At 72.5% G+C, this 23,281-nt stretch carries 25 protein-coding genes and 1 riboswitch; of the genes, 18 read left to right on the top strand and 7 right to left on the bottom strand.

What is annotated here, in order from left to right:
• From BHU06_RS03890 to BHU06_RS03880, 3 genes are all read right to left on the bottom strand, one after another.
• Positions 1-1,086 (bottom strand): phosphatase PAP2 family protein, encoded by a 1,086-nt coding sequence (locus BHU06_RS03890; RefSeq protein ID WP_070397842.1) that lies wholly within the window; start codon positions 1,084-1,086, stop codon positions 1-3.
• Between the two features lie 21 nt (positions 1,087-1,107).
• A complete protein-coding gene (locus BHU06_RS03885; protein ID WP_070397841.1) occupies positions 1,108-2,928 on the bottom strand; it encodes an adenylate/guanylate cyclase domain-containing protein in 1,821 nt (606 codons plus the stop codon).
• Positions 2,929-3,071: 143 nt separating this feature from the next.
• Entirely contained in the window at positions 3,072-3,524 is a 453-nt protein-coding gene (locus BHU06_RS03880; protein WP_070397840.1) for an SWIB/MDM2 domain-containing protein, read from the bottom strand.
• Positions 3,525-3,799: 275 nt separating this feature from the next.
• Here BHU06_RS03880 and rraA point away from each other — a divergent pair, with 275 nt between their 5' ends.
• On the top strand, positions 3,800-4,297 hold the full coding sequence (gene rraA, locus BHU06_RS03875) for a ribonuclease E activity regulator RraA (protein ID WP_070397839.1): 498 nt from the start codon (positions 3,800-3,802) through the stop codon (positions 4,295-4,297).
• Here rraA and BHU06_RS03870 read toward each other — a convergent pair.
• The 3 genes from BHU06_RS03870 to BHU06_RS03860 form a co-directional block, all read right to left on the bottom strand.
• Entirely contained in the window at positions 4,294-5,109 is an 816-nt protein-coding gene (locus tag BHU06_RS03870; protein ID WP_070397838.1) for a sulfite exporter TauE/SafE family protein, read from the bottom strand. The genes rraA and BHU06_RS03870 overlap by 4 nt on opposite strands.
• Positions 5,110-5,383: 274 nt before the next feature.
• The gene (locus BHU06_RS03865) at positions 5,384-5,794 is read right to left on the bottom strand and encodes a cell division protein ZapA (RefSeq protein ID WP_070397837.1); all 411 of its coding nucleotides are present in this window, start codon (positions 5,792-5,794) and stop codon (positions 5,384-5,386) included.
• Positions 5,791-6,018 carry a DUF904 domain-containing protein gene (locus tag BHU06_RS03860; RefSeq protein WP_070397836.1) on the bottom strand — a complete coding sequence of 76 codons (228 nt, stop codon included), beginning with the start codon at positions 6,016-6,018 and terminating at the stop codon, positions 5,791-5,793. Before BHU06_RS03860 ends, BHU06_RS03865 begins: the two co-directional genes overlap by 4 nt.
• A gap of 53 nt (positions 6,019-6,071) precedes the next feature.
• Positions 6,072-6,333: riboswitch (cobalamin riboswitch) on the top strand.
• A 72-nt stretch (positions 6,334-6,405) separates the two neighbouring features.
• Between BHU06_RS03860 and BHU06_RS03855 the strand changes: the two genes are divergently transcribed.
• The 17 genes from BHU06_RS03855 (at position 6,406) to BHU06_RS03775 (ending at position 22,527) form a co-directional block, all read left to right on the top strand.
• The gene (locus BHU06_RS03855) at positions 6,406-8,247 is read left to right on the top strand and encodes a TonB-dependent receptor (protein ID WP_139146941.1); all 1,842 of its coding nucleotides are present in this window, start codon (positions 6,406-6,408) and stop codon (positions 8,245-8,247) included.
• Positions 8,244-9,566, top strand: coding sequence for a cobyrinate a,c-diamide synthase (locus BHU06_RS03850; RefSeq protein WP_070397835.1), 1,323 nt, complete (start codon positions 8,244-8,246; stop codon positions 9,564-9,566). Before BHU06_RS03855 ends, BHU06_RS03850 begins: the two co-directional genes overlap by 4 nt.
• 58 nt (positions 9,567-9,624) lie before the next feature.
• Positions 9,625-10,434 (top strand): ABC transporter substrate-binding protein, encoded by an 810-nt coding sequence (locus tag BHU06_RS03845; RefSeq protein WP_070397834.1) that lies wholly within the window; start codon positions 9,625-9,627, stop codon positions 10,432-10,434.
• Positions 10,427-10,993, top strand: a complete 567-nt coding sequence (gene cobU / locus BHU06_RS03840; RefSeq protein ID WP_070397833.1) for a bifunctional adenosylcobinamide kinase/adenosylcobinamide-phosphate guanylyltransferase — start codon at positions 10,427-10,429, stop codon at positions 10,991-10,993. The genes BHU06_RS03845 and cobU overlap by 8 nt, the downstream gene beginning before the upstream one ends.
• Entirely contained in the window at positions 10,990-11,871 is an 882-nt protein-coding gene (locus BHU06_RS03835; RefSeq protein ID WP_070397832.1) for an ABC transporter substrate-binding protein, read from the top strand. Before cobU ends, BHU06_RS03835 begins: the two co-directional genes overlap by 4 nt.
• Positions 11,872-11,954: 83 nt before the next feature.
• Positions 11,955-12,932, top strand: coding sequence for an iron ABC transporter permease (locus tag BHU06_RS03830; RefSeq protein WP_070397831.1), 978 nt, complete (start codon positions 11,955-11,957; stop codon positions 12,930-12,932).
• Positions 12,933-13,012: 80 nt separating this feature from the next.
• Positions 13,013-13,774: an ABC transporter ATP-binding protein gene (locus BHU06_RS03825; RefSeq protein ID WP_070397830.1), complete on the top strand. Its 762-nt coding sequence runs from the start codon at positions 13,013-13,015 to the stop codon at positions 13,772-13,774.
• A gap of 19 nt (positions 13,775-13,793) precedes the next feature.
• On the top strand, positions 13,794-14,363 hold the full coding sequence (gene cobO / locus BHU06_RS03820) for a cob(I)yrinic acid a,c-diamide adenosyltransferase (RefSeq protein WP_070397829.1): 570 nt from the start codon (positions 13,794-13,796) through the stop codon (positions 14,361-14,363).
• Positions 14,364-14,376: 13 nt separating this feature from the next.
• The gene (locus tag BHU06_RS03815; RefSeq protein ID WP_070397828.1) at positions 14,377-14,772 is read left to right on the top strand and encodes a DUF1636 domain-containing protein; all 396 of its coding nucleotides are present in this window, start codon (positions 14,377-14,379) and stop codon (positions 14,770-14,772) included.
• Between the two features lie 25 nt (positions 14,773-14,797).
• Positions 14,798-15,757 (top strand): adenosylcobinamide-phosphate synthase CbiB, encoded by a 960-nt coding sequence (gene cbiB, locus BHU06_RS03810; RefSeq protein WP_070397827.1) that lies wholly within the window; start codon positions 14,798-14,800, stop codon positions 15,755-15,757.
• Positions 15,754-16,773, top strand: coding sequence for an aminotransferase class I/II-fold pyridoxal phosphate-dependent enzyme (locus BHU06_RS03805; protein ID WP_139146940.1), 1,020 nt, complete (start codon positions 15,754-15,756; stop codon positions 16,771-16,773). The genes cbiB and BHU06_RS03805 overlap by 4 nt, the downstream gene beginning before the upstream one ends.
• A gap of 76 nt (positions 16,774-16,849) precedes the next feature.
• Entirely contained in the window at positions 16,850-17,827 is a 978-nt protein-coding gene (gene bioB / locus BHU06_RS03800) for a biotin synthase BioB (RefSeq protein ID WP_070398230.1), read from the top strand.
• 130 nt (positions 17,828-17,957) lie between these two features.
• Positions 17,958-19,421 (top strand): cobyric acid synthase, encoded by a 1,464-nt coding sequence (locus BHU06_RS03795; RefSeq protein WP_070397825.1) that lies wholly within the window; start codon positions 17,958-17,960, stop codon positions 19,419-19,421.
• Positions 19,422-19,429: 8 nt separating this feature from the next.
• Positions 19,430-20,557, top strand: a complete 1,128-nt coding sequence (gene cobT, locus BHU06_RS03790) for a nicotinate-nucleotide--dimethylbenzimidazole phosphoribosyltransferase (RefSeq protein WP_070398229.1) — start codon at positions 19,430-19,432, stop codon at positions 20,555-20,557.
• On the top strand, positions 20,554-21,375 hold the full coding sequence (locus BHU06_RS03785; protein WP_070397824.1) for an adenosylcobinamide-GDP ribazoletransferase: 822 nt from the start codon (positions 20,554-20,556) through the stop codon (positions 21,373-21,375). The genes cobT and BHU06_RS03785 overlap by 4 nt, the downstream gene beginning before the upstream one ends.
• A complete protein-coding gene (locus BHU06_RS03780) occupies positions 21,372-21,926 on the top strand; it encodes a histidine phosphatase family protein (protein WP_070397823.1) in 555 nt (184 codons plus the stop codon). Before BHU06_RS03785 ends, BHU06_RS03780 begins: the two co-directional genes overlap by 4 nt.
• A gap of 256 nt (positions 21,927-22,182) precedes the next feature.
• Positions 22,183-22,527 carry a heavy metal-binding domain-containing protein gene (locus BHU06_RS03775; RefSeq protein ID WP_083292885.1) on the top strand — a complete coding sequence of 115 codons (345 nt, stop codon included), beginning with the start codon at positions 22,183-22,185 and terminating at the stop codon, positions 22,525-22,527.
• 7 nt (positions 22,528-22,534) lie between these two features.
• Here the strand turns inward: BHU06_RS03775 and BHU06_RS03770 are convergent, their stop codons facing one another.
• Entirely contained in the window at positions 22,535-23,281 is a 747-nt protein-coding gene (locus BHU06_RS03770) for an IclR family transcriptional regulator (RefSeq protein ID WP_070397822.1), read from the bottom strand.

The following is a 23,281-nucleotide window of genomic DNA, read 5'->3' as shown; positions in this document are numbered from 1 at the left end:
TCATGGCCATTCCTTCACGGCTTCCTGCCACAGCCAGGCCAGCAGCGGCGCCTCGCCCACGGCGCGGGCGCGCGGGTCGCGGGTGTAGGGGTAGCCGCTGGCGTGGTCCATGGGGTCGTTCAGGCTGAAGTCCTTGGGCGCGCCGTCGGGCTCGTGGAACAGCGCGGAGTTGAAGCCGCGCGCGTGCACCTTGCCGCTGGTGGCGCGCGCCACGATGAACTCGGCCAGCGCGGTGCCCAGCAGGCGGCCGGCGGCGCTGTCCACCGGGTAGTGCACGCCGGCCACGGTGCGGTTGACGGCGATGCGCGCGGCCAGGCGCTGCAGCTGCTCGCGGCTTTCCTGGCCATTGCCGGGGTGGCGGGCGGTGGCGGGCATGCCGGCGTCCAGCAGGGCCTGCAGCAGGTTCGCGGCCAGGAAGGCCTCGGTGGCGTGTCCGCTGGGCCAGGCGCCGTGCCCCGGGGTGGGGATCATGGGTTGGATCTGCGGCGAGAACTCCACCGGGCGGGTGGTGGAGAACATGAACTTGAAGCGCTGGATGACGCTGGACGTGAGGTTCAAACCGACCTCCAGCAACTGCAGCGTGTACTTGTGCCGGTGCGCGGTGAGGCCCACGACCGAGCCCCAGAACGGGATGGGATAGCCCATCTGCTCGGTGATCTCCAGCGAGCGGTCGCTGCGCAGGTCGGCGTAGGCGGCGACGAGCGAGAGCTGCTTCTTCAGCAGGGCTTCGTCCGGCCCTTTGAGCGTCACCAGCGGCTGCGGGCGGCCCTGGCGGGCGTATGTCAGTTCGGCGCGGTACTGGCGCGCATTCGTATCGAAGCTCAAGCCCTCCATGAGCTCCGAGCCGATGGCTTGCACGCGTGGGCCGTTGTCCCAGCGCTTGAGGTTGGCCGGGTCGTTGAACGCCGGCCATTTGATGCGCAGCACCGGGCCTTCGTAGGGGCCGACGATGGCGGCGCGCGAGAGGGTGAGGGCGTCGGCGGACGCCAGGGCGCCTGGGGCGTTGCCCCCGAAGCCGCCGCTGAACCCGCCGCTGAACCCGCCGCTAAAGCCGCCGCTGAATCCTCCGCTGAATCCTCCACTCATTGCTTCTCTCCTTCCTGCTGGTTAATTGAGGCCTAAGGCTGACAAAACTTTTGCCGTGCGCTGACGAGTCGGGCTCACAGTTCCCGTCTGCAGATACGTGGCCAGCGTGAGCGACGGCTGAAGCTGTTTGACCAGCCCGAACATCTCGCGCGCCCGCTCGATCTGGCCCAATTCGTAGTGCGCGGTCATCAGCGTACGAATGGTCGGCAGGTGGTATCTGTTCTTCTTCAGCGAGCGTTCGCCATGCTGGATGGACTTCTCCAGCTCTCCCGCGCCCAGGTGGCTGGCGGCCAGCATCATTTCGAAGTAGTAGCGCTGTGGGTCCAGTGGAGACAACTCCAATGCCCGGGAGGCCTCGGGAATGGCATCCGCCGTATTGCCCCACATCGTTGACCAGACGCACCGGTACAGCCAGGCCATGGGGTCGTTGGGATTGGCGTCTGTGGCGGAGAAGAGCAATCGCTGGGATTCGCCTATGTTTTCGCCCAGGTGACACAGCGCGTGGCCCTTGATGGCCATGGCCAGCGAGCTGTGCGGTTCCAGATCGAGTGCGCGGTCGGCCACGCTGACCGCCTCGCGAAAGGCATGGGCGGGCTCCGCCGTCAGGCCCTGCACCACCTGCATGATGTGCCACTTGGACAGCCAGGCCCAGGGCGTGGCGACGCGCTTGTGGCGGTCCACCACGGCCTCCAGCAACTGCTGGCTGCGCTGCAGGTCGCGCGGCGTGGAGCGGTGCATCAGCGTGATGCCGCCCAGCATCAGCGCGTTGCTGTCGAGCTGCGGCACCGGCAGCACCAGGGTGCGCTGCACCATGTGGTGCAGCAAGGCCTCGGAGCAGGCCTCACTCAGCTGGTGGATCAGTTGGCTCTCGGTCTGCAGCAGGTCCATCACCTCGCCGGCCAGGCGATCGGCCCAGACCACCTCGCCGCGGCGGTTGTCGCAGAGCTCGGCGTTGATCACCACCTTGTCGCCGTAGCTCACGTAGCTGCCGCTGAGCGTGTACGCGGCCTCCAGTCGCTGGCCGACCTCGGCCGCCGTGGCCTGGCGGCCGCGGAAGGCGCTGGTGGACAGGCGCGAGATCACCCGCAGGTCGGGGCTGCGCGAGAGCTGGGTGATCACGCCGTCGGCCAGCAGGTCACCGATGACGAACTGTTCGGCGACGTGGCTGCGCGTCTCGAAGGGCACCACCGCGATGCTGGGACGGAAGTCGCTGGTGGCGGCCTCGGGCGCGGGCATGCGCGGCACCGCGCCCTGGGCGGCAACGGGCGTCACCGTCCAGGTGCGCACCGGCTCGGGCCAGTGCTTGAGGTAGCTCTCGCCGCGGTCCTGCACGTCGGCGTCGATGCCGACCACGATGGCGTCGTACACGCTGGCGGTGACCACGGTCTCGCCTGGTGCGGCCAGGTCGGCCACACGCGCCGCCAGGTTCACGCCCTGGCCGTAGATGTCGTTGTCGTCGATGTAGAGCTGGGTGGCGTTGAGTCCGGCGCGCAGGTGCAACTGCTGGGCCGCCGGCAGGTTCTGGTTGGCGCTGTCGAAATGGCGGTGCAGCGCCATCGCGGCGCGCACCGCCTGGGCCGGGTGCTCGAACTCCGCCAGCAGGCCGTCGCCCAGGCTCTTGACCAGGCGGCCACCGTGCGGGGGTAACACCTCGGTGGTGGCGTGGTGCACGAAGCCGCGCCACAGCCGCACCACCTGCTCCTCGTTGTGCGCCATCAGCCGCACCGATTCCACCAGGTCGATGACGAGCACGGTCTTGTGTTGCACCGGCGGCAGCTCGACGGCCTGGCCATGGGGTGGCGAGGCAGGCTCGGGGGAGGAGGGCGCGGGCGAGGGGACCATGCAAGCGGATGTGACAAACAATTCAGTTTCGCACAATCGAATTCGTGCGATGGAGCCAATGCCCGATGAACGAGCAGAAACGACAAAGCCGACGGGACGTCGGCTTTGTCGGGTTCACCGCCGTGTCACGGGCGGTTGGGGGATCACTTGAGGTGATCGTTGACCAGTTTGGTCATCTCGAACATGGACGCCTGGGCCTTCTTGAAGATCTCCTTCAGCTTGGCGTCGGCGTTGATCATGCGCTTGTTGACCGAGTCCTGGAGCTTGTTCTTCTTGATGTAGTCCCAGACCTTCTTGGTCACTTCGGTGCGCGGCAGCGGGTTGGCGCCCACGATGGCGGCCAGGGCGGCGCTGGGGGTCAGGGCCTTCATGAAGGCGGCGTTGGGGGTGCGCTTCTTGGCGGGGGCCTTCTTCGCCGGGGCCTTTTTGGCCGGGGCGGCTTTCTTCGCCGGAGCGGCCTTCTTGGCCGGGGCGGCCTTCTTCGCCGGAGCGGCTTTCTTGGCCGGGGCGGCCTTCTTCGCCGGAGCGGCTTTCTTGGCCGGAGCGGCCTTCTTCGCCGGGGCCTTCTTCGCGGCGGCTTTCTTCGCAGTTGCCATGGTGGATGTCCTTCTAGAAGTTGATGTGTTCGCTTGCGGAAAACGCGCTCTCACACAAGCGACATGATGCTAATGGAGTTGCACGCGGCTTCCAAGGAGGAAGACGCGGTTTTGCGAGGGGTGTCCAGGGGGAAACCGCGCTTTTTGGCGCGGAAAACAACACTCCTCGGGGGTGTGCGGCCCGTGGGGCGTTCCAGTGGGGCGCCCAGGCGCGCGCCCGGTGGGTTTGTCTCGACAATGCGCGCGAGTCGAAACCCCTCTGTGCGGAGCCCGCCATGAACACGCCTTCCCCCGCCACCTGCGATCTTTGCGACGCCCACAAGTCGGACGACAGCGGCGCCTTTCGGGTGCTGCCGCCGGTGTGGCGGCACTTCGGCGCGCGCCGCCGCTTCCACGGGCCGGTGAGCACGGTGCAGTGCTTCGAGGACAACTCGCTGGTGAAGGCGGCGGTGGAAAGCGCGGGCGAGGGACGGGTGCTGGTGGTGGACGGCGGCGGCTCGCTGCGCCGTGCGCTGCTGGGCGGCAACCTCGGCGCGGCGGCGGCGCGCAATGGCTGGGCGGGGGTGGTGATCGACGGCTGCGTGCGCGACGTGGCCGAGCTGGCCGGCAGCGAGGTGGGCATCTGCGCGCTGGCGCCGGTGCCGCTGCCGACGCAGCGTCGGGGCGAGGGGCAGCGCGACGTCGCCGTGCGGGTGCAGGGCGTGTGGGTGCGCCCGGGGGACTGGCTCTACGCGGACGAGGACGGGATCGTGGTGGCCGCGACCGCGCTTTAAGCGGCCAGGCCCTTCCAGAGCATGTACGCCGCGAGCGCGTACAGGATGCCCGCGAACACCCGCCGCAGCGTGGCGATGGGCAGCGCGTGCGCCGCCCGCACGCCCAGCGGTGCCATCAGCACGCTGGCACTGGCGATGACCACCAGCGCCGGCGCGTAGATGTAGCCCACCGAACCGGCCGGCAGCCCGCTCACGCCCTGGCCCGAGACCACGTAGCCCAGTGCGTTGGCCAAGGCGATCGGAAAGCCCAGCGCGGCGCTCGTGGCCACCGCGTTGTGGATGGGCACGTTGCACCAGGTCATGAAGGGCACCGAGACGAAGCCACCGCCCGCGCCCACCAGGCCGGACAGAAAGCCGATGACCCCGCCCGCACCCAGCTGGCCGGCCGTGCCCGGCATGGTGCGCGTCGGCTGGGGCTTGCGGTCGAGCAGCATCTGTGTGGCCGAAAAGCCCACGAAGAGCGAGAAGAACAGCGCCAGCCACGAGCCCTTGAGCAGCGCGAACACGCCCAGGCTGGCCAGCGCCGCGCCCAGCACGATGCCCGGTGCCAGCCGCTTCACGATGTCCCAGCGCACGGCGCCGCGCTTGTGGTGCGCGCGCACGCTGGAGATGCTGGTGAAGATGATGGTCGCCATCGAGGTGGCGATGGCCATCTTGACGGCCAGGTCGGGCGCGACGCCGCGGCCGTTGAGGATGAGGGTGATGAACGGGACCATCAGCATTCCGCCGCCGATGCCGAGCAGGCCCGCGAGGAATCCGGTCCCCACGCCGAGCAGCGCGAGCTCGGCGATCAACAGGGGTTCAAGTGGCATGAAAAGGTGTCTGCAAGTGAGCGCCGGGTCGTTGGCCTGAACCGGGGTTCAGGTGGGCAAGGGCAGCGCGGCGTCGGGTTCGTCTGACGCGAGACGCTCGCACCAGCCGCGCAATGTACCAAGCCCGGGCTCAATGAGCATTGGTTCAAGGACATGAGAACCCGGCACACACTGCAGACAGGGTTGATTCTAGAAGCACCGGGAAAGCCCTGCGGACCATCGGTCGGTGTGGCCGCGCGCGCTGATGGGCGGCGGCGGATTCACGCGGCGTTCGTCAGAGCAGCCGGCCGTCCTTGTCGAGCGTCTGATCGAGCCGGCGCATGAGGTCTTCGACGCGCGAGAGCGTCTGCGGATCGATGGCGTCCTGCTCGAAGCTGCCACCGGCCTCGGCGAAGGCGCTGCCTTCGGCCTGCGCGAAGGACGAGGCCTGGAACTGCTGCTGCTCGGCCTCGCGCTCGGCCTCCTTGCGCTCCAGTTGCGACAGCTCGAACGCCAGGTTCAGCGAGGCCAGCACGGCGATGCGGTCGCGCGCCTTGACCTTGCCCGCGTCGCGGATGCGGCACATGGCGGTGTCCACGCGCTCCACGGCGTCGAGCAGCGCGGTCTCGCCACCGTCGGGGCAGGACAGCAGGTAGCTCTGTCCCATGATCTGCACCTCGATCTGCTTGAAGCCGGGCCGGTTCATGTGCGCTCCTTGCGTTCTTCGGCGCTGGCGCCGGGCAGCCGCTCCAGCAGCGCGTCGATGCGCGCGCGCGCCGCCATCAGGCGCGACTTGAGCGAGTCGCGCTCGGCCTGCAGCGCATGCACCTGCTCGACGAGCAAGGCATTGGTGCGTTGCAGCTCCTCGTGGCGCAGCAACAGCCGCTCCACCTTGTCGGTGATCTGGTCGATGGGCGAGGGCGCGGCCATGGTCTTTGCGTGGCGAAGGGCGTGGGGCATTGTAGGCGTCACCAAAGGCTTTGCTTAGAATCACGGGCGTTGGTGCTCGCGGCGTGGTTCACGCGCCGCGGTTAAACGGGAAGCAGGAGGGCGCGCTGCCAGCGGCGGCGAACCTAACCTGCGCTGCCCCCGCAACGGTAAGCAGACGAGATGGCCGGCGGCCCCAAGCCGCCGGATGCTCTGCCACCCTCACACCGCCACTGGCCGGCGCCCCGCGCGCCGGCTGGGAAGGCGAGGGTGGTTGGTCTGCCAGCCCGGATACCGGCCAGCGAGGTGGCGGTGCGTCTTTGGGCGTGCCGCCGTGATGCCCATGCACCGTCGGGGAAGGCGGTGAGGGCGTGCCACCGCTTGTTCACCATGAAAATCCCCGCCCCGCGCGCGCCCCAGGCCGCGCTCCCGCTGGCCCTGCTGGCCGCCTTCGGCGTGTCCGCGTCCCACGCCCAGACCGCTCCCGACGCCACCCTCAAGGAAACCGTGGTCACCGCCACGAGGGTCGAGACCCGCAGCGATGAGCTGCTCAGCGACGTTGTCGTCATCGACGCCCAGGCCCTCGAGCAGGCCGCCGGCCGCACGCTGTCCGAGGTGCTGGTGCGCCAGGCCGGCCTGCAGATGAGCGCCAACGGCGGCCGCGGCAAGCAGACCGGCCTGTTCGTGCGCGGCACCGAAACGCGCCATGTGCTGCTGCTGGTCGACGGTGTGCGCTACGGCTCGTCCACGTCCGGCACGCCCAACTGGGACAACATCCCGCTCGGCCTGATCGACCGCATCGAGGTGCTCAAAGGCCCGGCCTCGGCGCTCTACGGCAGCGACGCCGTGGGCGGCGTGGTGCAGATCTTCACCAAGGGCGGCGTCAAGGGCTTCCACCCCGACGCCCGGATCACCGTCGGCAGCGAAGGGCACCGCGAGCTGGCCGCCGGCCTGCGCGGCGGCACCGACAGCTTCACCTACAGCCTGGGCCTGAGTTCCCTGAGCGAAGACGGCTTCTCCTCCACCAACCCGCGCATCGGCGCCAACTACAACCCCGACCGCGATGGCGTAAAGCAGGACAGCGTCTCGGGCTCGCTGCGCTGGCGCCTCGGCGAAGGCTGGTCCACCGACCTGAACTTCACCCAGGCCGACGGCGTCAGCCGCTTCGATCAGGGGCCAGGGACCTTCGATGCCCGTTCCAAGGCGACGACGCGCGTGCTCGGCTGGGGCCTGGAGCGCCAATGGTCCACCGACTCGCGCACGCGCCTGAACGTCTCGCGCAGCGACGACGACACCGACAGCTTCGGCGCCCCCGGCGCGCCCTCGGTGTTCGACACCTCGCAGACCCAGATCACGCTGCAGCACGACTGGAGCACCCGCCTCGGCACGCTGCTCGTGGGCGCGGAGTCGATCAAGGAAGCGGTGTCGGGCACGCAGGCCTACGCGGTGAACTCGCGCACCACCGACGCCGTCTTCCTGGGCCTGACCGGCGGCGTCGGCCAGCACCTGTGGCAGGCCAACCTGCGGCGCGATCAGAACTCGCAGTTCGGCGGCGCCACCACCGGCTTCGCCAGCTACGGCTACCAGCTCACGCCGAACTGGCGCCCGCACATCGCCTACGGCACCTCGTTCAAGATGCCGTCGTTCAACACGCTGTACTACGTGTCGCCGTTCTTCACCGGCAACCCGACCACGCAGCCCGAGCGCGGCAAGAACAGCGAGATCGGCCTGACCTACACCCAGGGCCTGCACGAGGTGAAGCTGACCCGCTTCGACAACCGCGTGCGCGGCTTCATCACCCTGCAGCCAGCGGTGGCCAACGTGCCGCAGGCGCGCATGCAGGGCTGGTCGCTGGGCTACACCGGCGAGGCCGGGGCCTGGTCGTGGTTCACGCAGCTGGAGCTGCTCGACGCCCGCAACGTCCGCACGCGCCAGAAGCTGCAGCGCCGCGCCGACGAGACCCTCAGCGCCGGCCTGGACCACCGCTTCGGCGCCTGGCGTTGGGGCGCCTCGCTGCAGTTGGTGGGGGAGCGGTTCGAGAACGCCGCCAACACCATCCGCCTGCCCGGCTTCGGCACGCTGGACCTGTACACGCGCTACGCCATCAACAAAGACTGGTCGCTCGCCCTGCGCCTGAACAACGTGGGCGACAAGGACTACCAGACCGCCAACGGCTACAACCAGCCGGGCCGCGCGGCCTACCTCACCCTGCAGTGGGCGCCCCAGCGATGAGGCACCAGGCAGCGGCCATCCTCGTGGCGGCCCCGGCCTCGGGCCAGGGCAAGACCACCGTGGCCGCGGCCGTGGCGCGGCTGCACGCGCGCGCCGGGCGGCGCGTGCGCGCCTTCAAGTGCGGGCCCGATTTCCTGGACCCGCACTGGCTCGCGCTGGCCAGCGGCCACCCGGTGCACAACCTGGACCTCTGGATGACCGGCGAGGACGACGCCCGCGCCCGCCTGCACGAGGCGGCGGGGCAGGCCGACCTGATCGTGGTCGAGGGCGTGATGGGCCTGTTCGACGGCGAGCCCAGCGCGGCCGAGCTCGCGCGGCGCTTCGGCCTGCCGGTGTTGGCGGTGATCGACGCCTCGGCCATGGCCGGCACCTTCGGCGCCCTGGCCTTCGGCCTGCGCCACTTTCGCGCCGGCCTGCCCTGGGCCGGCGTGCTGGCCAACCGCGTGGCGGGCGAGCGCCATGCCCAGCTGCTGCAGGACGCCCTGGGCGAGGACCGCGACAGCTGGCTGGGCGCGGTGAACCGCGACGCCGCCTTCTCGCTGCCCGAGCGCCACCTGGGCCTGACCGTCGCGTCCGAACTGCCCGACGCCCTGGCCCGGCTCGACGCCGCCGCCGACGCGCTGGCGGCCACGCCCCTGGGCGGCATGGACCGCGCCGCGCTGGCGCGCTGGACCGTCTCCTTCGAGGCCCCCGCGCCGCGCCCCGACCCGGGCCGCCCGCTGGCCGGCCGCACCGTCGCCGTCGCGCGCGACGCGGCCTTCTGCTTCATCTACCCGGCCAACCTGGACACGCTGCGCGGGCTGGGCGCCGAGCTGGCCTTCTTCTCGCCGCTGGCCGACGAGCCCTTGCCGCCCTGCGACGCCGTCTGGCTGCCCGGCGGCTACCCCGAACTGCACGCGGCCGAACTGGCCGCGAGCCAGCGCTGCCGCGCCGGCCTGGCCGCGCACCTGCAAGCGGGCCGGCCGGTGTGGGCGGAGTGCGGTGGCATGCTGTTGCTCATGGACGAACTGCGCACGCACGAGGGCGGCGCCCATGCGATGTGGGGCCTGCTGCCCGGACAGGCCGCGATGCAGCCGCGCCTGGTCGCGCTCGGGCCGCAGCGGCTGGACCTGCCGGCCGGCGCGCTGCGCGGCCACACCTTCCACCACTCGCGCACCGAATCGCCGCTCACGCCGATCGGCCGCACGGTGCCCCAGCGCGGCGGCGCGGGCGAGGCCCTGTACCAGGCCGGTGGCCTGCGCGCGAGCTACTTCCACGCCTGGTTCCCTTCCAGCCCGGCGGCCACCGCCTCGCTGTTCCTGCCGGAGGCTTCTGCATGAACACCGCCCGACCGCCCGAAGGGGCTCGCAGCGCTGCGAGCCGCGCGGAGGTGTTCCTGTGACCACCGCCACGCTCGGCCCGCAGCGCATCGTCTGCCTCACCGAAGAAACCACCGAATGGCTCTACCTGCTGGGGCAGGAGGCGCGCATCGTGGGCATCTCGGGCTACACCGTGCGCCCGCGCCGCGCGCGCGAGGAAAAGCCCAAGGTCAGCGCCTTCCTGAACGCCAAGATCGACAAGATCCTGGCGCTGGAGCCCGACTGCGTGTTCGGCTTTTCCGACCTGCAGGCCGACATCGCCTCGGCGCTGATCCGCGCGGGTGTGCAGGTCACCGTCTTCAACCAGCGCAGCGTGGCGCAGATCTTCGACATGCTCTACCAGGTGGCCGCGGTGGTGGGCCAGGCCGAGCAGGGCCTGGCCTGGATTGCGCGCACCCGGGCGCGGCTGGCGGCCATCGCCGAGGCGGGGCGCGCCCTGCCGAGCCGACCGCGCGTGTACTTCGAGGAGTGGGACGAGCCCTGCATCAGCGGCATCCGCTGGGTGTCGGAGCTGGTCGGCATCGCCGGCGGCGACGACTGTTTTCCCGAACTGGCCCTCATGCCGCTGGGCAAGGACCGCATCATCGGCGAGCCCCAGCGCATCGTCGATCGCGCGCCCGACATGGTCGTCGGCTCCTGGTGCGGCAAGAAGTTCCGGCCCGAGCGCGTGGCCGCTCGGCCCGGCTGGCAGGCCGTGCCCGCCGTGCGCGACGGCGAACTGCACGAGATCAAGTCGGCCGACATCCTGCAGCCCGGCCCGGCCGCGCTCACCGACGGCGTGGAGCGGCTGCACCGTCTCGTGATGGACTGGAGCGCGCGCCATGGCTGAGACCATCGCCCGCAGCGAATTCATCCTCGGCGGCCAGCGCAGCGGCAAGTCGCGCCGCGCCGAATCGCTGGCGCGCCGGTGGCTGGACGCCGGCGCCGGCCGCGGCGCCGTGCTGATCGCCACCGGCCAGCCCTGGGACGAGGAGATGCGCGCGCGCATCGCGCAGCACCAGCGGGAGCGCGCCGAGCGCGTGCCCGGCATGGCCACGGTGGAGGCGCCGCTGGCGCTGGCCGAGGCACTGGGTGAACACGCGTCGCCCGACACCTTGGTGGTGGTGGACTGCCTCACCCTGTGGCTGACCAACCTGCTGATGCCGGCCCAGGGCGGGGCCGCCGACCCCCAGGCGCCCACGCAGGCCCTGCTGGACGCCATCGCGGGCGCGCGCGGCCCCGTGGTGCTGGTGGGCAACGAGATCGGCCTGGGCGTGATCCCTCTGGGCCGCGAGACCCGCGCCTTCGTGGACGCATTGGGTCGCCTGAACCAGGCGGTGGCCGGCGCCTGCGAACGCGTGACCCTGATGGCGGCGGGCCTGCCGCTGACCTTGAAAGCCCCGCGATGAAGCGTCTCGCCTTGCCCTTGCTGCTGGCCCTGTGGCTGGCCCTGGCCAGCGCCGCTGCCCCGGCGCACGCCAGCGAGATCCGGGTCGTCGACGACCGCGGCGTGGCCGTGAGCCTGCCGCGCTCGCCGCAGCGCATCGTCTCGCTGCTGCCCTCGCTCACCGAAACCGTGTGCGAGCTGGGCCAATGCCACCGCCTGGTGGGCGTGGACCGCTACTCCAACTACCCGGCCTCGGTGCGCGCGCTGCCGCAAACGGGGGGCGGCATCGACCCGAACATCGAGGCCATCGTCGCGCTGCGGCCCGACCTGGTGCTGGCGGCCACGTCCTCGCGCGGCGTGCCGCGCCTGGAGTCCTTCGGCCTCAAGGTGCTGGCCCTGGAGCCGCGCACCGCGGCCGGCGCGCAGCGCGTGATGGGCGTGCTGGGCCAGGTGCTGGAGGTGCCCGACGCCGAGCGCGTCTGGCGCGCCATCGACGCCGGCGTGTCGGCGGCGGCGTCCTCGCTGCCGCCGCCGGCGCGCGGCCTGCGCGTGTACTACGAGGTCAGCACCGGCGGCTACGCGGCCGGGCCGGGCTCCTTCATCGGCGAGCTCATGGACCGCCTGGGCGCGCGCAACATCGTGGGGCGCGAGCTGGGCCCGTTCCCGCGCATCAACCCCGAGTACGTGGTGCGCGCCAACCCGGACCTGATCATGATCGGCCAGCGCAACGTCGCCGGCCTGGCGCAGCGCCCCGGCTGGCAGGGCATGCGCGCCTTGCGCGAAGGCCGCGTCTGCGTGTTCAGCGCCGACGAATCCGACGTGCTGGTGCGCCCCGGCCCGCGCATGGCCGAGGCGGCGCGCATCATGGCGCGCTGCATGGCCGAGAAAGGCGGGAAATGATCCACCCCCGCCGCGCTTTGCGCGACCCCCTCAGGGGGGCGACACCTGCGGCCCGGCACAGCCGGTTCCGCGGTGTCCCTGGCTTGGGGGGGGCTCTGCTGCTGGCGGCGCTGCTGCTGTTGCTGCTGGGCGCGGGCGTGGGCAGCACCGGCTTCGACAGCGTGCTCAACGCGCGCCACGACGCGGTGGCCTGGCAGATCCTGTGGGACATCCGCCTGCCGCGCACCCTGGGCGCCTGGGTCGCGGGCGCGCTGCTGGGCCTGGCGGGCGCGGTGGCGCAGGGCCTGTTCCGCAACCCGCTGGCCGACCCCTACCTGCTGGGCAGCGCCTCGGGCGCCGCGCTGGGCGTGGCCATCGCGCTCGCGCTGTTCGGCGCCTCCACCCTGGCCACGCCCTGGCTGGTGCGACTGGGCCTCACCGGCGCGGCCTTCCTGGGCGCGGTGCTGGGCGTGGCGCTCACGCTCATGCTGGCCAAGGGCGTTCAACAGACGCTGCGCCTGCTGCTGGCCGGCGTCATCGTGGGCGTGGTGCTGGGTGCGGCGCGCGACCTCATCACCATCGCCGAGCCCGACGTGCTGCAGGCCATGCAGGGTTTCATGCTGGGCAGCACGGGCTTCGTGGGCTGGTCCGCCTGCGGCGTGATGGCGGCCATGCTGCTGCTGGCGCTGGGGGTGTCCGCCGCGCTGGGCCGCGTGCTGGACGGCCTGGCCCTGGGCGAGGCCACGGCCCTGAGCCTGGGCCTGCCGCTGGGCGCCGTGCGCGTGGTGCTGGTGGCCGTGCTGGCCCTGGCCACCGGCGCGGCCGTGGCGCAGACCGGCCTGATTGCCTTCGTGGGCCTGGCCGCGCCGCACCTGGTGCGCTCGCTGGTCAAGACCACGCACGCGCGCCTGGTGGTGTTGAGCGCCTTCATGGGCGGGCTGCTGCTGATGGCGGCCGACGTGCTCGCGCGCTGGGTTATCGCGCCGCAGGAACTGCCCGTGGGCGTGCTCACCGCGGTGCTGGGCGGCAGCTACCTGCTGTGGCTGATGCACCGGCGCCGCCGGCCGGGGGGAGGGCTGTGAGCCCCCTCGCTCCACCGCTGCGCGGGTCGCTGCCCCCCGAGGGGGCTGATCCGGCTTGGGGCGGCCGGGCGCCGGATGGTGTGAGCGCCGCGCTGCAAGCCAAAAACATCGGCGTGTCGCTGGGCGGCGTCGAGGTCCTGCATGGCATTGAGCTGAGCCTGCCCGCCGGGCGCTGGACCAGCGTGGTCGGCCCCAACGGCGCGGGCAAATCGACCCTGCTCAAGGCCCTGGCCGGGCTGCTGCCGCACAGCGGCCAGGCCGAGCTGCTGGGCCGGCCTTTCGCCAGCTGGCGCGGCCGAGAACGCGCCCGCCGCCTGGCCTGGCTGGGGCAGGGCGAAACCGGCGCCGAGGACCTGAGCGTGTGGGACGTGGCCATGCTCGGCCGCCTGCCGCACCAGCCCTGGCTGGCCGCGCCGTCCGAGGCCGACTGCGCCGCCGTGGAGCAGTCCCTGCGCGCCACCCAGGCCTGGGACTGGCGCGAGCGCGCGCTCGGCGCGCTGTCCGGCGGCGAGCGCCAGCGCGTGCTGCTGGCGCGCCTGCTGGCGGTGAACGCCGACGTGCTGCTCATGGACGAGCCCCTGGCCAACCTGGACCCGCCGCACCAGGCCGACTGGATGCAGCTCGTGCGCGGTCTCGTGGCCCAGGGCAAGACCGTGGTGAGCGTGCTGCACGAAATCGGCGTGGCCCTGCACGCCGACCAGATGGTGATCGTGGCCGCCGGCCGCGTGCGCCACCAGGGCGCCTGCGACGCCGCCGCCACCCACCGCGCGCTGGAAGCCGTGTTCGACCAGCGCATCGCCATCCACCCGCTGGGCGACCAGTGGGTGGCCTTGCCCCGTTGATTGTTTCCTGGAGAAGCCGATGCAGATCGAAGCCCCCCCCGTCGACCGCGACACCCCCAAGCCGCAAGGCGAACGCCGGGGCCTGGTCATCGTGCACACCGGCAACGGCAAGGGCAAGAGCACGGCCGCCTTCGGCCTGGCGCTGCGCGCGCACGGGCGCGGCAAGGCGGTGAAGGTGTACCAGTTCATGAAGGTGCCGTCGGCGCGCTTCGGCGAGCACCGGCTGTTCGAGCAGCTGGGCGTTCCCATCGAAGGCCTGGGCGACGGCTTCAGCTGGAAGAGCCGAGACCTGGAGCACTCGGCCGAGCTCGCGCGCGCGGGCTGGGCCAAGGCCGAAGCCAGCATCCGCTCGGGCGAGCTTTTCATGGTGGTGCTCGACGAAATCATGTACCCGCTGCGCTACGGCTGGGTGCCGCTGGACGCGGTGCTGACCTGCCTGCGCGAGCGCCCGGCCGCGGTGCACGTGGTGCTGACCGGGCGCGGCGCGCCGGCCGAGCTGGTGGAGCTGGCCGACACGGTGACCGAGATGGCGCTGGTCAAGCACCACTTCCAGGCCGGCGTGCCGGCGCAGCGTGGCATCGAGGACTGATGAAGCGCGCCGAATGACCACCACCACCGAACTCATCGTCTGCACCACCTGCCGCCCGCCCGGCGCGTCGCGCGAGGGGCTCGCCGCGGGCGAAGAGCTGCTGGACGCCGTGTGCTGGGCCCAGGCGGACGGGCCCGCGAGCGCCATGGCCAGCGTGCGCGTGCGCGGCGTGGCCTGCCTCGGTGGCTGCTCGCGCGCCTGCACCGTGGCCCTGCAGGCACCCGGCAAGGCGAGCTACCTGTTCGGCGACCTGGCGCCCGACGCCGAGACCGCGCGCCAGGTGCTGCAGTGCGCCGCCCTGCACGCCGCCACCGCCGACGGTCAACTGCCCCGCCAGGCCCGGCCCGAGCGGCTGCGCGGCGGATTGCTGGCGCGGCTGCCCGCCCCGCTGGCGGCGAGCGAGGCATGAGGGCGCGCGCGGAGGGCGCCGGGTGATGGTGGTGTTCGGCCCGTTTCCCGCGCTGGTCATTCCCCTGGCGCTGCTGCTGGCGCTGGCGCTGGACCGCGCGCTGGGCGAGCCGCCCGCGCGCTGGCACCCGGTGGTGGGCATGGGGCACTACCTCGGCTTCATGGGCCGGCGCATGGCGCCGCGGGTGGGCGCGCCGCCCCGGCCGGCGCGGGCCTTCGTCGGCGGCGCGCTGGCCTGGTGCCTGGGCGCGCTGGGGGTGTTGGCCCTGACGCTCGCGCTGAACCGGCTGGTGGCTGGCTGGGCGGCTTGGGCGCAGGCGCTGGCGCTGGGCGCGCTGCTCAAGCCCCTGCTGTCGTGGCGCATGCTGCGCGACGAGGTGGCGGCGGTGGAGGGCGCCCTGGGCGAATCGCTGGCCGCCGGCCGCGCGCGCCTGGCCTGGCTGGTGAGCCGCGACGTCACCACGCTCGACGCCTCGCAGGTGCGCGAAAGCGCGATCGAGTCGCTGGCCGAGAACCTGAACGACTCGGTGGTCGCGCCGCTGTTCTGGTTCGCGCTGGCGGGCCTGCCGGGCGCCGCGCTCTACCGCTTCGCCAACACCGCCGACGCCATGTGGGGCTACCGCGGCGAGCGCCAGGGCCGCGACTGGACCTGGGCCGGCAAGTGGGCCGCGCGCGCGGACGACGCGCTGTCCTGGCTGCCGGCGCGCCTCACGGCCCTGCTGCTGAGCCCGCTGCGCCTGTGGCCGGCGCTGGCGGGCGAGGCCGCCCGCACGCCATCGCCCAACAGCGGCTGGCCCATGGCGGCCATGGCGCTGGCCCTGGGCGTGCGGCTGCGCAAGCCCGGCGTGTACGCGCTCAACGCCGACGGGCGCGGGCCCGAGGCCGCCGACACCCGGCGCGCGCTGCGCCGCGCCGGCCGCGCGCTGGCCGGGCTGGTGGCGCTCGCGCTGCTGTGGGCCTTGTTCGAATGGAGCCCCTGGGCATGAGCCTCGCAACACCCGCCGCGCATGGTGGACCCGACGCGCTGGGCGCGCCCGCGCACGACTTCTCCACCAACGCCAACGCCCTCGGGCCCTGTCCCCTGGCGCTGCTGGCCATCGCGCGGGCCGACGCCTCGCGCTACCCCGATCCCGCCAGCACGCGCCTGAAGGCCGCGCTGGCCGACTTCCACCGCGTGGCCCCCGAGCGGCTGCTGCTGCTGGCCAGCGCGAGCGAGGGCATCCAGCGCTTCTCGGCCTGGGCCGCGCGAACGGCGGGCGCCTGCGTGTGGCTGCCGCCGCACCACTACGGCGACCTCTCCCGCGCCGCCCAGGCCTGGGGCCTGGCGCGCACACCGGAAGCGGGCAGGGCGCGGCTGCTCTGGGCCTGCGAGCCCTCGTCGCCGCTGGGCCAGGCCGAGGCCGGCCTGGCCGAACGGCTGGCCGGCCTGCGGGTCGAGCAGGCCCTGGTGCTCGACCAGGCCTACGCGCCGCTGCGCCTGAGCGGCGCGCCCTCGCTGGAGGGCGCCGCGCTGGACCGCGTGTGGCGCCTGGTCTCGCCCAACAAGGCCCTGGGCCTCACGGGCGTGCGCGGCGCTTACGCCATCGCCCCGCTGGCCGCGCGCCAGGCGGTGGCCGAGCTGGAGGCCCTGGCGCCGTCCTGGCCGCTGGGCGCGCACGCCGAGGCCATGCTGATGGCCTGGGCCGCGCCCGACACCCAGTGCTGGCTGGCCGACAGCCTGGACACGCTGCGCGACTGGAAGGCCCGGCAGATCGCGCTCTGCGAATCGCTGGGCTGGACCGTGCTGCCCAGCGAGGCCAACTACTTCGTCGCCCGACTGCCGGCGCCGCGCGACACCGACGCGTTGCCCGCGCTGCGCCGCGAGCGCGGCGTGAAGCTGCGCGACGCCACCTCCTTCGGCCTGCCGGGCCACGTGCGCCTGGGGGTGCGTTCACCCGAGGATCAAGCCGCCCTGCGCGCCGCCTGGCCGCGCGGGCGCGGCGGCGACAATTCCCCGCGGTGACGGCCCCCGCCACCGCCCCGAGAGCGTTTGAGAGAAACCCACCATGCAAGACACCACCGAACAGACCATCCGCCTCATGCCGCGCCCCGGCGCGGCGCCGTCCGCGCCGTCCACCGAGCGCTGGAGCGTCGAGGTCATCGAGGCCCTGTTCGATCTGCCCTTCGCCGACCTCATGCACCGCGCCCAGAGCGTGCACCGCGAGCACCACGACCCGCGCGAGGTGGAGTTGGCCACGCTGCTGTCCGTCAAGACCGGTGGCTGCCCGGAAGACTGCGGCTACTGCCCGCAGTCGGTGCACTTCGACACCGGCGTGCAGGCCGGCAAGCTGATGGCCGTGGACGCCGTGCGCGAGGCCGCGCAACGCGCCAAGGCCGCCGGCGCCACGCGCTTCTGCATGGGCGCGGCCTGGCGCGCACCCAAGGACCGCGACGTGCAGGCCGTGGCCGAACTGGTGCGCGCCGTCAAGGCCGAGGGCCTGGAGGCCTGCGCCACCCTGGGCATGCTGGACGAGGGCCACGCCGAGCAGCTGCGCGACGCGGGCCTGGACTACTACAACCACAACCTCGACAGCGACCCCGACTTCTACGGCGACATCATCTCCACGCGCGACTACCAGGACCGCCTGGACACCCTGCAGCGCGTGCGCGGCGCGGGCGTGAAGGTCTGCTGCGGCGGCATCGTGGGCCTGGGCGAGTCGCGCCGCCAGCGCGCCGGCCTGGTCGCGCAGCTGGCCAACCTGTCGCCCGATTACCCCGAGTCGGTGCCCATCAACCACCTGGTGAAGGTGGCCGGCACGCCGCTGGCCGATCAGCCCGACCTCGACCCGCTGGAGTTCGTGCGCACCATCGCGGTGGCGCGCATCACCATGCCGCGCGCGCGGGTGCGCCTGTCGGCCGGGCGCCAGCAGATGGGCGAGGCCGTGCAGGCCCTGTGCTTCCTGGCCGGGGCCAACAGCATCTTCTACGGCGACAAGCTGCTCACCACCGGCAACCCCGACGTGGCGGCCGACCAGGCGCTGCTGGACAAGCTGGGCCTGCGCGCCCGCCAACAATGAATCACCCCCGCCGCGCTTCGCGCGACCCCCTCGAGGGGGCGACACCTGCGGCCCGGCCAAGCCGGTTCCGCGGTGTCTCCCGCTGGCGGTTCGTCGCGCGCAAGGCCTCGCGGGAGCAGGGAGTACCGATATGACAGCGGTTTGCGTGATGGTGCTGGGCACCAGCAGCGGGGCGGGCAAGAGCTGGATCGCCACCGCCCTGTGCCGCCACTACGCGCGCCAGGGCCTCAAGGTGGCGCCGTTCAAGTCGCAGAACATGAGCAACAACGCGCGCGTGGTGGCCGGGCCCGGCGGCGCCTGGGGCGAGATCGGCAGCGCGCAGTACTTCCAGGCCCTGGCCGCGCGCGCCGAGCCCGACGTGCGCATGAACCCGGTGCTGCTCAAGCCCGAGGCCGACACCCACAGCCAGTTCGTGCTGCTGGGCCAGGTCGACGAGGCCATCACGCGCCTGCCCTGGCCGCAGCGCGGCGCCAAGGCCTGGCCGGCGGTGGCCGAGTCGCTGCGCGCGCTGCGCGCCGAGAACGACGTGGTGGTGATCGAGGGCGCGGGCTCGCCGGCCGAGATCAACCTCATGCGCCACGACATCGTGAACCTGCGCATCGCGCGCGAGGCCGAGGCGCGCTGCTGGCTGGTCACCGACATCGACCGCGGCGGCGCCTTCGCCCACCTCTACGGCACCTGGGCGCTGCTGCCGCGCGCCGACCGCGCGCGCCTGCGCGGCTTCGTGCTCAACAAGTTCCGAGGCGACGAGGCCCTGCTTGATCCCGCGCCGCGGCGGCTGCAGACGCTCACCGGCGTGCCCACCGTCGGCGTGATCCCCATGCAGTGGCACCACGGCCTGCCCGAGGAAGACGGCGTCTTCGACGACCGCTCGCGCGCCGCCGGCGAGGTGCACACCCGCATCGCGGTGATCGCCTGGCCGCGCATCAGCAACCTCGACGAGTTCCAGCCGCTGAAGAACCTGCCCGGTGTGCGCCTGCAATGGGTGCGCTCGCCGGCCGACGGCGCCGGGGCCGACGTGATCGTGCTGCCCGGCAGCAAGGCCACCGCGGCCGACCTGGCCTGGCTGCGCGGGCAGGGCCTGGACCGCTGGGTGGCCGAGCACGCCGCGCGCGGCGGCCGCGTGCTGGGCGTGTGCGGCGGCCTGCAGGTGCTGGGCGAGGCGCTCATCGACACCGAAGGCATCGACGGCAACGCGCCCGGCCTGGGCCTGCTGCCGCTGGTCACCACCTTCGAGCGCGACAAGACCGTGCGCCGCACCGAGGCGCGCTTCGGCGCGCTGCACGGGCCCTGGTCCGCGCTCTCGGGCGTGCCGGTGCGCGGCTACGAAATCCACCACGGCCAGACCGCGCCGCACCCGGCCCTGCAGGCCGCCGGACAGACGGCGCACGAGGCCATGCCCGGCCTGGCCTGGCAAAACCGCGAAGGCAACGTGCTGGGCCTGTACCTGCACGGCCTGTTCGAGGACGATCGCGTGCTTCAGGCCCTGTTCGGTGCCCGCGTCCCCACGCTGGAAACGGTGTTCGAGGGCCTGGCCGACACCCTGCAGGCCCACGTGGCCCCGGGCGCGCTGGACGCGCTCATCGCTTCATGAGCAACACCATGCCCCACACCACCGCTTCTCCTTTCCGCGTGCCGGAGGTCGCCGACCTGCACGACGCCGCGCTGACCGCCGCGCTGCAGTCCGCCATCGACGGCAAGACCAAGCCCCTGGGCTCGCTCGGGCGCATCGAGTGGCTGGCGCAGCGCATCGGCGCCGTGCTGGGCACGGCCACGCCCGAGCTGCGCGAGCCGCAGATGCTGGTCTGCGCGGCCGACCACGGCCTGGCCGCGCGCGGTGTGTCGGCCTACCCGAGCGAGGTCACCCACCAGATGGTGCGCAACTTCGTCGCCGGCGGGGCGGCGGTGAGCGTGCTGGCGCGCCAGCACGGCATCGCCCTCACCGTGGTGGACTGCGGCGTGCGCGAGGCCGTGCCCGAGCAGCCCGGCCTGCTGTCGCGCCGCCTGGGCCCGGGCACGCAGGACGCGCTGGACGGCCCGGCCATGAGCGCCGAGCAGTGCGAGCAGGCCCTGGCCCACGGCGCCGATGTGGTGCGCGGCCTGCCGGGCAACGCGCTGCTGCTCGGCGAGATGGGCATTGGCAACACCTCGGCCGCCTCGCTGCTGCTGGCGCGCCTGGGCGGCCTCGAGGTGGGCGACGTCACCGGTGCCGGCACCGGCCTGAACGCCGATGCCGTGCTGCGCAAGATCGGCGTGCTGCGCGCGGTGCTGCAGCGCCACGCGCAGGCGCGCGAACCCCTGGCCGCGCTGGCGGCCTTCGGCGGCTTCGAGATCGCCACGCTCGCGGGCGCGGCGCTGCAGGCCGCGGCCGAGCGGCGCGTCATCCTGGTCGACGGCTTCATCGCCAGCAGCGCGGTGCTGGTGGCCAGCAAGCTGCGCCCGCACCTGCTGCAGCGCTGCGTGTTCGCGCACCGCTCGGGCGAGCGTGGTCACGCGCTCATGCTGGCGCACCTGCGGGCCGACCCCTTGCTCGACCTTGGCCTGCGCCTGGGCGAAGGCTCGGGCGCGGCCCTGGCCTGGCCGCTGCTGCAAAGCGCCTGCGCGCTGCTCAATCAGATGGCCAGCTTCGCCAGCGCGGGCGTGTCGCAGTCGGCCATCGACGCGGCGCCCGCCGCGCGGGCCGAGCCCGAGCTCACGGCGGCCGACGCCTCGCGCAAGCCCGCGCGATGAGCCGTTTCCTCCGGCACTACCTGCTGGCCCTGCAGTTCTTCACGCGCGTGCCCGTCACCGGCCGCCTGGCCGCCTGGGTGGGCTACAGCCCGGCCATGCTGCGCGCCAGCGCGGCGCATTTCCCGGGCGTGGGCTGGCTGGTGGGCCTGTGGGTGGCGGCGGTGTTCGCCGCCTTGCTGTGGGCCTTGCCCGCGCTGCCCGCCGCGCCCTGGGTGGCGGCGCTGGGCGCCACCGTGGCCGGCGTGCTCATGACCGGTGCCTTCCACGAGGACGGGCTGGCGGACCTGGCCGACGGCCTGGGCGGCAGCGCGGACCGCGCGCGGGCGCTGGAGATCATGAAGGACTCGCGCATCGGCAGCTTCGGCGCCATCGCGCTGGTGCTGGCGCTGTCGTGCAAGGTGGCCTTGCTCGCGCTGCTGGCGCAGGGGGACCCGGCGCGCGCGGTGGCGGCGTTGTTCCTGGCGCAGGTGGTGTCGCGCGCGGCGCCGCTGGCGGTCATCTACACGCAGCCGCACGTGGGCGACGTGGCCGGCTCCAAGAGCAAACCGCTGGCCGATGGCCTGACGCTGGCCGCGCTCCTGGCCGGCCTGTCGTGGATGGCGCTGGCGCTGCTGCTGGTGGTGGCGCGTTTTCCCGGCATGGGCTGGTGGGCCGGCGTGCTCGGCGCGGCGCTGGGCACCGCCTGGATGGCGCGCCTGCTGTGGCGCCGCCTGCGGGGCTTCACCGGTGACGGCCTGGGTGCCACGCAGCAGGTGGCCGAGCTGCTGTTCTACCTGGGCCTGGCCGTCGCCTGGTCTGTCGAGGGACCCACCGCATGAAGCTCTGGTTGATTCGCCATGCCGCCGTCGCCTTGCCGCCGGGCCTGTGCTACGGCACCACCGACGCGCCCGCCCTCGCCGACGCCACGCTGGCGGCGGCCGAGGCCGTGGCCGCCACGCTGCCGCGGCATGTGCCGCTGTGGGTGTCGGGCCTGACCCGCGCGCAGCAGCTGGCGGCCGCGCTGCAGCGACTGCGGCCCGACCTGGGCGCCGCGCGCGTGGAGCCGCGCCTGAACGAGATGGACTTCGGCCGCTGGGAGATGCAGGCCTGGGAGGCCATCCCGCGCGCGGCCTTCGACGACTGGATGGCCGATTTCTCGCACCACCGCTTCGGCGGCGAGGAAAGCACGCAGCAGGTGATCGACCGTGTGGCCGAGGTCGTGCTGGAGTTGCACGCGGCCGGCATCCGCGAGGCGGCCTGGGTCACGCATGCAGGGGTGGTGCGCGCGGCGCTGTACCTGCGCGAGCACGGGCGGCGGGTCATCGAGGGCGCGCATGAGTGGCCTGAACGCGTGATCGAGCCGGGGGGCTGCGTCGAGCTGGTGTTCTGAGGGGGCGTTTCGTGGGTGGTGTTTCGCGCGTCTGCTTCTTCTTGGGCCGGCGGTGTTGACGCCAACCGTGATGGAGAACCCGGGCAGTCGTCCGCGAGCAGGCCGGAGAACGCGGACCCCGCCACCCGTCCATGCGAGGTCCACGAGCGAAATCAGCGAGAACACCCAGAGAGCAAACCCAGAGAGAAAACCCAGCTGAGCTAAGCTGAACCGTCACCCCGATCCGGGTGGCGATTCAACACAACGGAGCACGCGCATGGGCTGGTTTTCCAAGGCACCCACCGGTTTCTTTCTCAGCACCACCACGCCGCCTGGCGTGGAACGCGGCCAGATGCTGGGCGTGGTGCATGGCGAAGCCATCATCGGCGCCAACATCTTCCGCGACATGTTTTCCTCCATCCGCGACGTCGTCGGCGGGCGCGCCGGTGGCTACGAGCGCGCGCTCTCCGGAGCGCGCGACGCGGCGGTGGAAGACCTCATCGAATCGGCCCGCGAACTCGGCGCCAACGGCGTCATCGGCATCGACTTCGACTACGAAGTCCTGGGCGAGGCCAACGGGATGATGATGGTCGCGGTGAGCGGCACGGCGGTGAAGCTCTAGCCTGCGCTCAGTCGCGCACCAGCTGCCGCGACAAAAAGCCGCAGGATGCGATCAGCAGGCGGGCGATTTCGGCCACGTTGTCCTGCAGCCGGTGCTGCGGCCCGGCCACCGCCACCGCCAGCGACTCGTGGTGGGCCGTCAGAAAGGCCGCCACCGCCCACACGTCGCCCACGTTCTCGCCGCGCGTCACGAAATAGCCCAGCTTGCGGCTTTCCAGCACGTCGGCGATCAACACCTCCGGGTCGGTCAGGGTGTTCGAGGTCACGGCCGGCAGTTCGCGCGCCTTGAGCCACTCGCGCATCTCGGCCTCTTTCAGGCTGCCCAGCAGCGCCTTGCCGATGGAGCTGGAGTGCAGGGGCTTGAACTCGCCGGGCTTGGAGGTGTAGCGGATCGCGTGCAGGCCCTCGATCACCTGCAGGTAGATCACCGAGTCGCCCTGGCGCTTGCCCAGGATGACGGTCTCGCGCGTGGCGTCGCGCAAGCGCTCCAGCACCGGCGTGGCGCGCTCGATCAGCGGGTCCTTGGCGGCGATGTCGCGCGCCACGTCGAACATGCGCCGGGTGGGGTAGAGCGCGCGCGGCCGCGTCAGCGTGTAGAGGTAGCCGCGCGCCACCAGGGTGTTGACGATGGCATGGCAGGTGCTCTTGGGGATGCCCACCGTCTCGGCCAGGTCGGTCAGGGACATGGGGCGCTGGCTGGCCTGGAAGGCTTCGAAGATGTCGATCACTCGGTCGATGGCGGGCACGCTGCTCAT

The sequence above is a fragment of the Hydrogenophaga sp. PML113 genome, from assembly GCF_001777155.1.
Taxonomy (GTDB): domain Bacteria; phylum Pseudomonadota; class Gammaproteobacteria; order Burkholderiales; family Burkholderiaceae_C; genus Hydrogenophaga; species Hydrogenophaga borbori.
Note: the sequence above shows the minus strand (reverse complement) of the source record. Positions and strands in the feature narration are given on the sequence as shown.